Source organism: Streptomyces sp. NPDC058880 (assembly GCF_042742535.1).
Lineage (GTDB): Bacteria > Actinomycetota > Actinomycetes > Streptomycetales > Streptomycetaceae > Streptomyces.
Genome location: NZ_JBHYMC010000012.1, coordinates 23,040 through 35,402 on the forward strand (window position 1 = coordinate 23,040; position 12,363 = coordinate 35,402).

15 protein-coding genes are annotated in these 12,363 nt (G+C 72.8%); 8 read left to right on the forward strand and 7 right to left on the reverse strand.

The window, feature by feature from the left end:
* Positions 1-166 precede the first annotated feature (166 nt).
* On the reverse strand, positions 167-412 hold the full coding sequence (locus ACFW2G_RS09735; RefSeq protein WP_037917544.1) for a protealysin inhibitor emfourin: 246 nt from the start codon (positions 410-412) through the stop codon (positions 167-169).
* 382 nt (positions 413-794) lie between these two features.
* Here ACFW2G_RS09735 and ACFW2G_RS09740 point away from each other — a divergent pair, with 382 nt between their 5' ends.
* The gene (locus tag ACFW2G_RS09740) at positions 795-1,916 is read left to right on the forward strand and encodes a nucleotide disphospho-sugar-binding domain-containing protein (protein WP_037917541.1); all 1,122 of its coding nucleotides are present in this window, start codon (positions 795-797) and stop codon (positions 1,914-1,916) included.
* A gap of 409 nt (positions 1,917-2,325) precedes the next feature.
* Here the strand turns inward: ACFW2G_RS09740 and ACFW2G_RS09745 are convergent, their stop codons facing one another.
* Genes ACFW2G_RS09745 through ACFW2G_RS09755 form a run of 3 tightly spaced genes read right to left on the reverse strand, consistent with a single transcriptional unit; the run spans position 2,326 to position 4,040 of the window.
* Positions 2,326-2,742, reverse strand: coding sequence for a hypothetical protein (locus tag ACFW2G_RS09745; protein WP_384582236.1), 417 nt, complete (start codon positions 2,740-2,742; stop codon positions 2,326-2,328).
* Between the two features lie 48 nt (positions 2,743-2,790).
* The gene (locus ACFW2G_RS09750) at positions 2,791-3,321 is read right to left on the reverse strand and encodes a DUF3291 domain-containing protein (protein WP_384446477.1); all 531 of its coding nucleotides are present in this window, start codon (positions 3,319-3,321) and stop codon (positions 2,791-2,793) included.
* A gap of 32 nt (positions 3,322-3,353) precedes the next feature.
* Positions 3,354-4,040 (reverse strand): helix-turn-helix transcriptional regulator, encoded by a 687-nt coding sequence (locus tag ACFW2G_RS09755; protein ID WP_384582234.1) that lies wholly within the window; start codon positions 4,038-4,040, stop codon positions 3,354-3,356.
* 107 nt (positions 4,041-4,147) lie between these two features.
* Between ACFW2G_RS09755 and ACFW2G_RS09760 the strand changes: the two genes are divergently transcribed.
* The 5 genes from ACFW2G_RS09760 (at position 4,148) to ACFW2G_RS09780 (ending at position 7,052) form a co-directional block, all read left to right on the forward strand.
* Complete coding sequence (locus ACFW2G_RS09760) at positions 4,148-4,555, forward strand: hypothetical protein (protein ID WP_384582232.1); 408 nt, start codon at positions 4,148-4,150, stop codon at positions 4,553-4,555.
* Positions 4,552-4,962 carry a hypothetical protein gene (locus ACFW2G_RS09765; protein WP_384582230.1) on the forward strand — a complete coding sequence of 137 codons (411 nt, stop codon included), beginning with the start codon at positions 4,552-4,554 and terminating at the stop codon, positions 4,960-4,962. Before ACFW2G_RS09760 ends, ACFW2G_RS09765 begins: the two co-directional genes overlap by 4 nt.
* A 186-nt stretch (positions 4,963-5,148) precedes the next feature.
* A complete protein-coding gene (locus ACFW2G_RS09770; RefSeq protein WP_384446485.1) occupies positions 5,149-5,397 on the forward strand; it encodes a hypothetical protein in 249 nt (82 codons plus the stop codon).
* A gap of 138 nt (positions 5,398-5,535) precedes the next feature.
* Positions 5,536-6,339 (forward strand): peptidoglycan recognition family protein, encoded by an 804-nt coding sequence (locus ACFW2G_RS09775; protein ID WP_063890551.1) that lies wholly within the window; start codon positions 5,536-5,538, stop codon positions 6,337-6,339.
* Between the two features lie 344 nt (positions 6,340-6,683).
* Positions 6,684-7,052 carry an STAS domain-containing protein gene (locus tag ACFW2G_RS09780; RefSeq protein WP_384582228.1) on the forward strand — a complete coding sequence of 123 codons (369 nt, stop codon included), beginning with the start codon at positions 6,684-6,686 and terminating at the stop codon, positions 7,050-7,052.
* Positions 7,053-7,074: 22 nt separating this feature from the next.
* On the opposite strand, the gene ACFW2G_RS09785 is transcribed toward ACFW2G_RS09780, so the two are convergent.
* On the reverse strand, positions 7,075-8,028 hold the full coding sequence (locus tag ACFW2G_RS09785) for an AraC family transcriptional regulator (protein WP_384446489.1): 954 nt from the start codon (positions 8,026-8,028) through the stop codon (positions 7,075-7,077).
* 86 nt (positions 8,029-8,114) lie between these two features.
* Positions 8,115-9,335 carry a cytochrome P450 gene (locus tag ACFW2G_RS09790; protein WP_384582226.1) on the reverse strand — a complete coding sequence of 407 codons (1,221 nt, stop codon included), beginning with the start codon at positions 9,333-9,335 and terminating at the stop codon, positions 8,115-8,117.
* A gap of 231 nt (positions 9,336-9,566) precedes the next feature.
* Here ACFW2G_RS09790 and ACFW2G_RS09795 point away from each other — a divergent pair, with 231 nt between their 5' ends.
* Positions 9,567-10,094 (forward strand): NUDIX hydrolase family protein, encoded by a 528-nt coding sequence (locus ACFW2G_RS09795; RefSeq protein ID WP_037917524.1) that lies wholly within the window; start codon positions 9,567-9,569, stop codon positions 10,092-10,094.
* Between the two features lie 8 nt (positions 10,095-10,102).
* Here ACFW2G_RS09795 and ACFW2G_RS09800 read toward each other — a convergent pair whose 3' ends face one another.
* Entirely contained in the window at positions 10,103-11,170 is a 1,068-nt protein-coding gene (locus ACFW2G_RS09800) for an MBL fold metallo-hydrolase (protein WP_384582224.1), read from the reverse strand.
* A gap of 285 nt (positions 11,171-11,455) precedes the next feature.
* On the opposite strand from ACFW2G_RS09800, the gene ACFW2G_RS09805 reads away from it, so the two are divergent.
* Positions 11,456-12,001: a hypothetical protein gene (locus tag ACFW2G_RS09805; RefSeq protein ID WP_236647498.1), complete on the forward strand. Its 546-nt coding sequence runs from the start codon at positions 11,456-11,458 to the stop codon at positions 11,999-12,001.
* Positions 12,002-12,363: the final 362 nt, after the last annotated feature.

The following is a 12,363-nucleotide window of genomic DNA, read 5'->3' on the forward strand; positions in this document are numbered from 1 at the left end:
CGGCACGGCGGGCGATCCGTCCGGGTGCGGCAGGGCGCCCGAGCCCCGCCGCACCCGCGCCCCCGTCACCAGGCGGACCATCGAACGGCGCCCGCGGCGCGGCGCCCGGCCCTCGCCGCCCTCGCCGCCCTCGCCGCCTTCGCGCCTTCGCGCCTTCGCAGGACGGTCAGGCGCCGGTGCCGAGGACCGTACGGATCAGCGTCCGCTGAGCCTCCGACAGGCAGGGGTCCTGCAGGTCGAGCACCTCATCGTCGACGGTGATCCGGTAGCGATAGCCGTCGGGCACGGGAGCGACGGCCCGTTGGGCCAGCTCCTCCAGGTCCGCCGCGTCAGGACGTCCGGAGGTGTCGAGCGCGCTGAGCTTCTCCAGGCCCCCGGCGAAGCCTCCGGAGCGGGTGACCGTTATCAGCATGGCCGTTCCTTCCTGTTCGCTGGTGCGTCACACGGTCTGCGGTCGCAGCCATCGGTGCGCATGCCCCGAACGGCGGAGCACGGTCACGGAGCGGGCGCCGAACCGTAAGAACGTCCGGAAAGGACCGCCCCGGGGCGGTCGAGCCCGCGGGGTGTCGGCGCGGTCGCTCCCCGCGCGAGAGCCCTCGTGAGCCGCTCGGCGGGGAGGGCGCGCGGGAGTCCCGGGCGGGCGGGGCGACGGAGCCCCGAACCCGGGCCGGAATGTCCGGTTTTCGATCCTGCTGGGGGAATACCCCCTCTGTTGCCGTCAGTTCATCCGGATGGAACCGGGGGCGGGCCCGCACCGCCCGTCCCCGACCGGCTCACATGGTCAAGGAGAAATCGTGCGCATCCTCTTCACCGGCCCGGCCTCGGCCGGACACCTCTTTCCCATGGTCCCGACCGCACAGGCCTTACGCGGCGCCGGACACGACGTACTGTTCGCCGGCTCGCAGCCGCTTCAGCAGCTGCGCCAGACAGGTTTTCCGGTGGTCGAGATAGGCGACGGCCGCACCCTTCAGGACGTTTTCGAGCAGGCCATGGGGGAGGAAGTCCGTTACGTCACCACCGACCTGACCTCCGACCAGATCCTCGACCGTGCGGCCCGCGGCTTCGCGTTCCTCTCCCGTCCGACCGTGGACGGCCTCCTGGAGGTCGCCGAGGGCTGGGGCGCCGACCTGCTCGTCTACGACTCCTTCCAAGCCTCGGCACCGCTGGTCGCGGCCAAGCTCAAGATCCCTTCGGTGATCCAGAACTTCGGTGTCACCTCCGGCCACGACATGGTCGGCCGGCTCGCCGCCCACTTCACCGAGACGTACGAGGCGTACGGGGTGGAGGGCCCCGCCCGGTCCACCGCACTGAACATCGTCCCCGCCTCCCTGGGAGGCGACCCCGGCGGTCTGCGCATGCGCTACGTCCCGTACAACGGCGGCGGCTTCGTCCCCGCCGGGCTGCTCCGCCGCGGTCCCCGCCCGCGCGTGGCCGTCACCCTGGGCACGGTGCTCAGCGAGCTGGACGGGGTCCGGGCCATCGTCCGCCTGGTCGAGGCCGCCGCGTCGGTGGACGCGGAGTTCCTGCTCGCCGTGGGCGATGCCGACCTCGCACCGCTCGGCACCCTCCCGGACAACGTCCGCCCACTGCCCTGGGTCCCGCTCGCCGAACTGCTGACCACGTCCGACGCCCTGATCCACCACGGCGGGTCCGGCACCCTGCTCACCGCCCTCCAGGCCGGCCTGCCCCAGCTGCTGCTCCCCCAGGGCGCCGACCACTTCACCAACGCCGACGCCCTCACCGCGACCGGGGCCGCCCTACGCTCCGCCTCCGACGACGTCGACACCGCTCTCCTCACCCGACTCCTCTCCGACCCGGCCCTGCGGGAGGCCGCCGACCGCCTGCGCGCGGAGAACGCCGCTCTGCCGACGCCGGCCGCGACGGTCCCGGCTCTGGAGGCGCTGATCACCTCCTGACGCGTCCGCCCGGCGTCACGCGAGCCGCGCGCGCCGGGACAGCAGCCCACGGCTCGGGGCCTGGAGCCCGGAGCGGGGACCTGCCGTCCGGGCTCCGGCCGTCCGCCGGGGCGCGGACGGCCGGGTGGACCGGGGCGGGCGGTCGGCCGCGGCTGCCTCAGCGCGGCCGCCACCAGGCCTTCGAGCGGCACCGGCGCGGGGCCTGTCCGTTGACTCGCTCGCTGCCGGACACGAGGTGCGATGGGATGTCAGCGGGTGTCGGCCCCTACCGAGGCCCCGTAGGGACCGTACGCAGAGAATGATCGTCCAGCCCATCGGTACGGCGTCCTGCGGTCGGCATCGGGCTCGGCTTCCCCTACGCGGGGCACCCGGGCGGCGCCCGGCCGGCGGGAGGACGGTCGGCCCGCCGTCAGGGCATACCGTCGGGGTCGCAACTGGCCCGCCGCAGCCCGATGGTGCGCAGCGCCCGCATCAGGGCGTCGAAGTCCCCCTCGCGCACGATGTAGACCGCCCCCTCGGCCGTGAGTCCGGACACCGCGCGGGGCACCCGGTCGGCGGCCGTGCGCAGCACCACTCCGCTCGGCGGGTCCAGATCCCGCACCCCGCGGAACACGCGCAGGACGGCCGGATCCGAATCGATGCTGTCGAGCCCGGCCGGCAGGGACAGGACGGTGATGTCGGGCAGTAGGACGCGGGCGTGCGCGAGGGCGACGGCGGGATCGTGTGCGTGCGACACGACCCGGAAGTGCGGGCTGCGCTGGATGCCCGAGCGCAGCAGCTCCAGTTGCTCGCCCTCGGGCACGCCGACCACCAGGATCGTCATCACCCTCCCATCGTGGTTCCCCGCGCGCCGGGGGGCGACCCGGGAGGGTTCTCAGGGCCGTGCGGAGGACACCGGGGCCCGGTGTTGCCCGGCCGACCCGGCCGCCCGGTCCGCCTCGGCCGCTTCGGCCTCGGTGTAGGCGGAGGCGAAGGTGAAGGCGCGCGGCGAGGGCCCGTGCGCCCGGAGGTCGTCCAGCCGCTCCAGCGCCTCGTCGACGGTGGGCAGTCGGCCGGCGGGGATCCACCAGAGCACCAGGTGCGCCTCGACGTGCCGGTCGAACCACTCACGGCGGCGCCGCATCGCCTCCAGGTGTCCGCTGCGGTAGGCGAAGTCCCACAGGGCCTCCCTGCTCTCCCAAACGGACAGGTTGACGATGACGCCCTCCCCCGCCGGACGCAGACCGGTGGCGTCAACCTCCCCCTCCTCGACGAGCCGCCACACGAAGCCGGGGGCTCCGTCGGCGGCGGAGTTGACCGGATCGAGCAGCTCGACGAACGGCGCGATGCGCGGGTCGTCGAGGGGGTGCAGGAGTGTGGCGACGTTGAACTGGGCGAGGTGGGCGGCGTGCGCGGGTTCGGTCATGGCCTCATCCCAGCACGGCCCCCTTTTCTATGTCAATGCTCATTGTTTTTAGAAGCTTCGACCACCACGCAGCACTCCCCCGGCTTGGCGTCCATACGGGCACGAACCGGCCCGTCGACGCCGAACAGCCCTTCCAACAGCGCGAGGTTCATGCCGCAGACCAGGGGCGGGAAGCGCTCGGCGACCGCATGGAACGGGCAGTTGCGCATGCGGACGACGCCACCTCGGCCCGCCTCCCCCGCACCCTCCTCACCCTCCTCCAGGTGCGGTTCATAGCCGCGGGCGGCCAGCAGTTCCATCGCGTCCTCGATGCCCCCGCAGGGCGCCGCCGCCCCGCGCAGCAACTCGCCCCGGCGGCGCGCGGCAGCGCAGAGCCCCGCGTCCAGCCCGGCCTGCTCGGCCGCCTCGGCCAGCAGTTCGACGGCGGTGCGATAGTCGCGGGCGGGCAGCGAGACCGACCGCTCGACCCGCGCCCGTGTGTACACCTTGGCCGGCCGCCCCGCCCCCGGCCCCGAGCGCCCCGTCAGGCGGCGGCTCCCGCTCTCCAGCAGGCCCGCCTCGGCCAGCCGGTCCAGGTGGTGCGCGGCGAGCGTGCGCGCCACACCGGTCGCCTCGGCCGCCTCGTTGCGACTCACTTCGTGCCCCTGGGCCGCCACGTACTCGTACAGTCGACGGCGCACCGGGTCCTGCAGCACCGCGATCACATCGATGTCCTTCACCCGGCCATTCTAGAAACAACGCGGGTCGGAGATAGAAGCGCCGACAGCGGGGGCCCACGGGATGGTCACACTCCCGGCCGACCGCGGTCGAGGACGACCATCCGCGGGTGCTCGCGGTGCTGGACGCGTGGTGGGGCGGCCTCAAAGGCGGGGCGGGATCGGCGGAACGCGCCCTACTGCTGCCCCGGCTGCACTTCCAGCACTTCACCACGACCAGCCTCCTGGTCGAACACGACAGCGGCGAGATCGCCGCGTTCCCGGTCGGATTCCTGTCACAGACGGCGCCCGAGGCCGCGTACGTGCACTTCGCCGGCATCGACCCGACACTGCACGGGCAGGGGGATTTCGGTTGGCGCAAAAGAGGAACAATTGACATCAAGATCAGCTGTCCGCCGTCGCCCCTGCCGACATCATCAGGAGAAGCCGAGGTGCCTCTCAGCCCGGGGGCCCTGCCGGGCCAGCCCACCTCCTACCGTGGAGAGTCACACACAAGCGCGAAGGGGTGGGGAGTATGACGATATGGGGACTGGTCATCGAGACGACCGTGGGTGTCGGCGAGCGCAAGCACACAGAGGCGCACGTGGTGGCGCACATCTCCGGATCCCGAGCGGAGGCGCTCACAGAGCTGGAACGGCGGGCGCGGAGCCACACTCCCGAGCACCCCAGAAGCCCCAGGCGTCGTCGGCTCCTTCGAGAGAGCGACGGATTCCTCCTCGTCGTTGACGGGGCGTGGCAGTCGTTCGTCACGCGGTTCACGGTGGCGGAGGTGCTGGAGGACTCTGCCGCGCCCGCTGTCCCGGAACCCGTGGAGGTGTCGAGGGAGCCCGTCACGTCACCTGGCGAGTCGGTCGGGCAGGTCGAGCGGTACGCGGACGGCGTACCGGTCAAGCCGGCGTGGCTGGGCCGCGACGACCTGTCGTGAGCGGTGGCGCGAGGCCGGCTGTGCACGCAGCATCCGACCAGCGCGATCAATCTCGGATGATACAAACTCGCGTCCGTCGCGATGGGATGGCAAGCGGTCAAAGTTCGGTGGCACCGGGGAGCGTGACGGAGGGGACGGCCCGCATGGCACTCGCCCATTAAATCGAACATGTGTTGCAATAGAGGGGTGAGACCTACGCCCCGATTCCCCGATGATCTCGTCGCGCTCCAGGAGGCGTGGCTGCGTACGTATGCCGAGCTCGCGCAGGTGGCCGCCGGCGGCGGGACCACCCTGCTGCGGCGGCGGCTGATCGCGTTGTCCGGCCGGCTGTGCGCCCATCCGCACTGGCCCGCTCCGGCCGGCTGGCGGGACGGCGGCGTCGAGCTGCGGCGGACCGCGCGCGGGCAGGCCCGGACGCATCGCGAGGCGGCCTGACGATGCCCGCGCCCGGACGCCGGGGCGGGGCGGCGCGGCGGCCGGTCGGGGAGAGTCCGGTGGCTGTCCGGTGTGTCTGCGCGGCACGTGCGGCCGGGCTCCCTTGAATGGGCAGCCTCCTACGGAAACGGGCACCGTATGACCCTCCCCTCGCCCCACCGGGCAGCAGCCCCGGCCGCCGCCGCGGCCGGCTACACCCGCCGGTCACTCCTCACGGGCGCCTTCGCCCTGGCCGGCGCGGCGGCACTGCCCGTGGCCGCGGCCGGGCCCGCATACTCGGCCGCCGGCCCGAACGTCATCGCCTGCACCACCTGGGGGGCGCGGGCCGCTTCCGAACCCGTCGTCGTCCTCGCCAACCGCCCCGAGCGGATCGTGGTCCACCACACGGCGACGGCGAACGTCACCGACTATTCCCAGCAGCGCGCCTACGCCCTGGCCAAGGCGATCCAGAACTATCACATGAACGCGCAGGGCTGGATCGACACCGGTCAGCACTTCACCATCAGCCGCGGCGCCTTCGTGTTGGAGGGCCGCCACCACAGCCTCGCGGAGCTGAACACCGGCAGGCGCCAGGTGCGCGCGGCGCACTGCGTCGGACAGAACACGGTGTCGATCGGCATCGAGAACGAGGGCACGTACACCTCCCAGGCCCCTCCCGCGGCGCAGTTCGCGGCGCTGGCGGACCTGTGCGCCCGGGTCTGCAGCCAGTACGGCCTGCCTGCGTCGGAGATCTACGGCCACCGCGACTTCAACGCCACGTCCTGCCCCGGCGACCGTCTGTACGCCCTGCTGCCGACCCTCCGCAAGGAGGTCGCCACCCGCCTCGGCACGCCCCTGTCGCAGCCGGAGGCGGAGGATCCGGTGTGGGACTTGGTGCGCCAGGTCACCGACCGGCCGTCCGCCACGCTCGGGGAATACCTGCCCGCGGGCCTACTCCCCTGACGGAGCGTCTTCCAAGAAACGGTCCGACGGGGGAGCCGGCCCGATCGCACACGGCGATACCGCGAGCGGCAGGCTGCCGGGCGGACCGGGAAGGCCTCGGGGCTGCCGCGCCTGCCGGTACGCACCCGGGAAACCCGTCCGACCCGTACGTAGGACAGGCGCGGCGCACGGCGCCACACCGAACCGCGTGGTGCGGCGGACGCCACGGCGCGGCCACGGCCTGTCCGCAGAACGAACACCTCCACGGCTTCGTCCACGAGGCTGTACGCGCCAGCCGGCCCGGATAGCGTCGGCCCTTGCGGTCACCGCCGAGGTCCGCCCGTGCACCCGAAGGCAGGAACGAGATGAACCCCCTGGCCGCCCGCGGTCCGCACCGCGTCACGCTCGCCACCCGGGCCGACCGCAGCGTCATCACCCTCACCGGCGACATGGACCTCGACCACGTCGAGCCCTTCCTCGCGGCACTCCGGGAAGCCTGCACCGCCGTCGGTGCTCCGACGCGGGTGGTCGTCGACCTCTCGCGCCTCGACTTCTGCGACTCCACCGGCCTCAACGCCCTGCTCCACGCGCGCTCACTGTGCGAGTCTCACGGGCGAACGCTGACGCTCGCCGACCCCGCCCCGCAGTTCCACCGCCTGCTGCGCGTCACGGGCGCCGACGAGGTGTTCGACGTCTCCGTCTCCGACGCGCCCGGCGCGGGGCCGGTACCGTGACCGCGGCCTCGACTCCGCCCGCTCAGCCGGACCTGAGCGTGACCGAGGGCGCGACACCGTACTCCTGGCGGTAGGCAGCGGCGAAGCGGCCCTGGTGGGCGAAGCCCCAGCGTCCGGAAATGCCCGCAACGGTAGCGGAGCCCGACGGGTCGGCGGACCGGAGCTCGGCATGGGCACGGGCCAGCCGGACCCGGCGGAGATGACCGAGCGGCGTCGTACCGGCGTGGCGGGTGAAGGCGTACTGCACCGCGCGCGGAGTGACAGGGATCGAGGCGGCGATGTCGGCGAGCGTGATGTCGCGGTGAGCGTTGGCCTCGATGAACGCGACGGCGCGGCGCAGGGTGTCGCTGTGCGCGTCGCGGGTGTCGCGCGGGCCCGGCCGGTCCGCCCGGGCGGTGTTCGGCAGCGTGTTCAGCACCGTGGCCGCCAGGTGCTGGGCGGCCGTCGAGACCAGCAGCGCGTCCGGGTCGGCCGATGCGGCGCTGTCGTCGAGGACGTGGTCGCGGAGGTAGGCGACGGCCGCGCCGAGCCGCCGGTTCTCGGCGGGGCCGACGGCCCGGGGCCCGGTGATCCGTACCTCCCCGCCACGCGGAACGGAGGCGACCCGCCCCAGCAGGCGGGGATCGAACATGGTGATCGTGTACCGGGCTTCGCGGACCTGCCCCGCGTACGGGCGGTCGTGGGGGGCGATGAGAAAGGTCTCGCCGGGCCCGAAGACCTCCTCGCGGCCCCCGGTGGTGTCCACGATGGTCCCGCTGTGCATCGTCACCAGGCACACCTTGCCCAGGCAGCCCGCGTCGTAGCCCATCGTGTAGCCGAAGGACACCCGGTCGACGCTCAGTCCGCCGACTGCGGTGCGGGAGATCCGGACGCGGGTGTCCGTGGGACGCCCGCCGATCTGCATGGGGGTGTAGGCGGCGGACAGGAAGGCTTCGGTGGCCTCCAGGTTCCCGCTCTCGAAGAAGAGGTTCGTCATCGGGCCCTCCCGCGCCCCACCCGCTCATCGGCACGGCTGCCGACGGCGGGCTCCCCCAGTATGCCGTGCCCCGCCGACCGGACCGTCTACGTGACGGGGCGGAAGGTCACCGGGAGGCTCAAGGGACCGCGCAGACCACCCGGGCGCCAGCGGATCTCCTGCGGCTCCACGGCCAGGGCGAGTTCGGGGAGCCGACGCAGCGCGGTGCCGATCGCGACCTGCCCCTCCAACCGGGCCAGCGGCGCGCCGAGACAGTAATGGACGCCGTGGCCGAAGGCGAGGTGGGCGTTGTCCTGGCGGGTGATGTCCAGGCGGTCGGGGTCGGGGAACCGGGCCGGGTCGCGGTCGGCGATGGCCGAGGCGATGAGGACGGTCGCACCGCGCGGGACGATCGTCCCCGCGATCTCCGCGTCCACGCGGGCGAAGCGGGCGATGCCGGGACTGACCGGCCCGTCGTAGCGCAGGAACTCCTCGATCGCGCTGCCCAGGAGACCGGGGTCGCCGCGCAGGAGGTCGAGCTGGTCGGGGTGGGCGAGCAGCATGGCGATGCCGCCACCGATCAGGTTGACCGTGGTGATGTAGCCGGCGGCGAGCAGCAGGAAGACCATCGCGATGAGCTCGTCCTCGCTCAGCCTGCGTTCCTCGTCCCGGGCGGCGATCAGGGCACTGAGCAGATCGCCTCGCGGGCGGGCGCGTTTGTCCCGGATGAGGTCGGTCACGTAGGCGCGCATGTGCCGCCAGGCCTCGTCCACCGCGGCGGGGTCCGGCGGCTCCCCGCCGCGCATGATCATGCGGTCGGTCCAGTGCTGGAAGTCGTGCCGGTCGTCCGCCGGTACGCCGAGCAGTTCGCCGATGACGGCGACGGGCAGCGGCAGCGCAAAGTCCGCGACGAGGTCGGCGCGGCCGGCCGGGGCGATCCCGTCCAGGAGGCGGTCGGTGATGTCCTGGATCCGGGGCCGCATCTGCGCGACTCGGCGGGCGGTGAACGCCGTCGAGACCAGGCGGCGCAGGCGGGTGTGGTCGGGCGGGTCGCTGCGGAGCATGTTGCTCAGCATCGACTCCCGATCGGTCGCGGGCAGCTGGGCCAGGAGCCGGGGGTCCGAGGCGTCGCGTACGTCGCTGCTGAGACGGGGGTCCGAAAGCGCGGCAAGTCCGTCCTCGTAGCGGGTGACGAGCCAGGCCTCCAGCCCGCCCGCGGCGACGACGCGGCGTACGGGGCCTTCCTCGCGAAGTTCCCGGTACAGCGGGAAGGGGTCCGCGAGGAAAGCCGGGTCGGCATAGGGAAGAAGGACCGGCCGCTCACTCATCGTGCCTCCAGGAATACGACGCCCCTGCCATGGGCAAGGAGGATATGCGTCCGAGTCTCCACGAATGCAGCTTTTCGGTCATGCGGACGAGCGGTAACCAGTCGTGACGGGCGTGGCGTCGGTGCGTCGACTTTTCGCCGTCAAGGGCATGCTGATGGCCCGTCGATTTCCGATGCACGCGTGATCTGGGCCAAGGACCACTCCGGAAAGTATGATCAAGAAATGGCTGACATGACCGAAACTACGCCAGGCTGGCTGACCCGTGACGAGCTGGACGCGGCCAGGGCCCAGATGCCGATCCTGTACGTCGAGGCCGTTCCCGTGCGCGTGGACGACACCGGCGAAGTCACCAGCGTCGGGCTGCTCCTGCGGATCGGCCCGGACGGGACCATCAGCCGGACGCTGGTGTCCGGCCGCGTCATGCACCACGAACGGGTCCGCGACGCGCTGCTGCGCCACCTGGAGAAGGATCTGGGGCCGGTGGCCCTTCCTCAGGTGCCGGCCTCGCTCCAGCCGTTCACGGTGGCCGAGTACTTCCCGACGGCCGGGATCACTCCCTTCCACGACCCCCGCCAGCACGCGGTCTCCCTCGCCTACGTCGTACCGGTCACGGGTGACTGCCGTCCGCGGCAGGACGCCCTGGACCTGGTGTGGTTCAGCCCGGAGGAGGCGTGCTCGGCCGCCGTGCAGGGCGAGATGCCGGGGGGCCACGCGGTGCTGCTGAAGCAGGCCCTGGCGCACGTGGGACGCGCCTACTGAGGCCGTCCCTACGCGCCGCGGTCACCGGGGCGGGGCGGGATCGGGCGGTACGGGCGGGACCAGGGCGCGTCGGCGCCGGCGTTGGCGCCGGAATCCGGGCGCAGGCCGAGCTCGCCGAGCGCGTTGAGCGCCATCATGGCGGTGAACACCGGGTTGGGGTTGGCGCCGCCCACCCGGCGCTCGGCGATGGCCCGCGCGTAGCGGGTGGTGAACGTGCTCGGGCGGACCGGCCCGTCCCCGCCGGTGAGGCCGAGTGCCGCGCCCTGGAGGGCCATGGCCTGCTCCAGCAGTCCGTCGAGGTGGGACACCGCCTCGGCTCCGCGGCGCAGGGCGAAGCTGTGGCCGTCGGTGAGGATCGTGGCCTCCCCTTCCTCGAAGAGGCCGGCGACGGCGCCGAGCACACTCTGGATCTTGAGCTGGTCGGCGTCGTACATCGCACCGCAGGCGCCGTTCCCCTCATCGGACAGGTGGAGGACCCCGCAGTCCCGCAGGTGCACGATCACGTGCCCGGCGCAGTGGCCCTGGCTGCGCAGGACGCGGACGGACCCGTCGGCGAAGGTCCAGCCGGTGAAGCGCCGTGAGCCGATGCGGATCAGCTCCGGCGGCCGCTCCTCGTAGGTCCGGGTCACCGCGGCGAAGGGCCGCAGCGGCGCGAAGAGCGCCACCACCTCGGCGGCCAGTCGGGCCGGCGGCAGCGGCACCGCCCAGGCGATGCGCTCGAAGGACCGCAGCCAGTAGGACTCCGGGTCCCGCATCTGGTCCAGGTCGCGGGCGGGGACGCAGTGCTGGACGGGCACGCCCAGTTCGTCGGCCAGGTCGTTGTTGCCGATGTGGTCGGGGTGGCCGTGCGTGGTCAGCACGACCGCCCGGGACCAGGGTCCGACCCGGTCGGCCGCCGCGCGCAGCGCGGCGCGGAACGCCGTCGTGACGCCCGTGTCCACCAGCACCAGGGTGTCACCGGCCCGGTGCACGAGGGCGTTGGCGACGTCCGGCCGACCGTGTGCGAGATCGAGCTCCCGGCCGAGGACCAGTACGGTCCTGTCGTCGATCCCGATCAGGTCTCCGAGCGCGGTCATGGATCCTCCCTCGGTCCGTTCGGGCCGGGCGGGGCGGGGCCGCGGCCGCTTCCCCCGACCGTGCAGGACCAGTCTCCCGCCGCGGCGGGTGCGCCGCACGGGCACCCACGTGCCGTACCGGCCGTGGGGTTCCCCGGCGGGCGCACGGCCGGGCCGGAAGGGGCACCGTCGAGACCGGAAAGCACCGGCACCCGTCAGCGGTGCCACGTACCGCCGGTGGGTAGGGAGCTGACCGTCGCGGCCCGTTCAACGCGGCACGCCAGGTGGACGGTTCGGGGAGGGACTGTGGCACTGCTCGATCAACTGCCCGCACTCATCGGGGTCGTGGTCGGCTCGTTCGGCTCCTACGCCGTCCAGACGCTGACCGAGCGCCGCCGGTGGAGACGGCAGCGGGAGGAGCGGTGGGACGAGAAGCGCTTCGAGACGTACGGCCGCTACGCCAACGCCTTGAAGGCACAGCTCCGCCTCACCCAGCGCATCGGCGCCTCTCTCGGATACTCCGACGTGGTCGACCCGTTGGCACCGGCCGACGGTCTGCCGCTGCTCGCGGACGCCGAGTCGCACCGTGCGACGGAGTGGGAGGCCGTCCTCCTCGTGGGTGACGCGGCGACGGTTGCGGCGGCACGGCGCTGGCACGAGACGATCTGGACCATACAGCTGCTGATCCGGGAGGACTCGGTCGACGGCGAGATGTGGACCAGGGCGCACCGGATGGCGAGCGCGGCGCGTGACGCCTTCTACGAGAGTGCGCGGCGCGACCTCGGCATCGAAGGCGCTCCCCCGCCGCCGGGACAGTGGCCCCGCGAGTGGCGGGCCGAGCTGTCCGGCTGAACGGGTCCCGACCCGTGCCCTGGCGGACCGCTGCTCGGTAGCGGCCACACCGTGGGAGCGACAGGCGCGTGGCCCGTAGAGGGCGGCCCATGGGCCGCCCTCTACGGACGTCTCGCGCCACTGGGCACTGGACCGGAACCTACGCGTCACGACCATCCTCCACCGGGGTTCCACCCCACGAAGAGGGCAGAACCCAGCACCTGCTCACGACATCACGCAGGCCCCCATCCTTCGGTCTCCAGGCAGGCCCGGAGCTCCTGGCGGCCGGGTCGGACGCCGTTCCCGCCGGATTCCGGCGTTCTCCCCCAGAAGATCCATGGGATCTCTAGGGTGGTTGCGCTGTCTTTTCGCGCGGTCGGCCC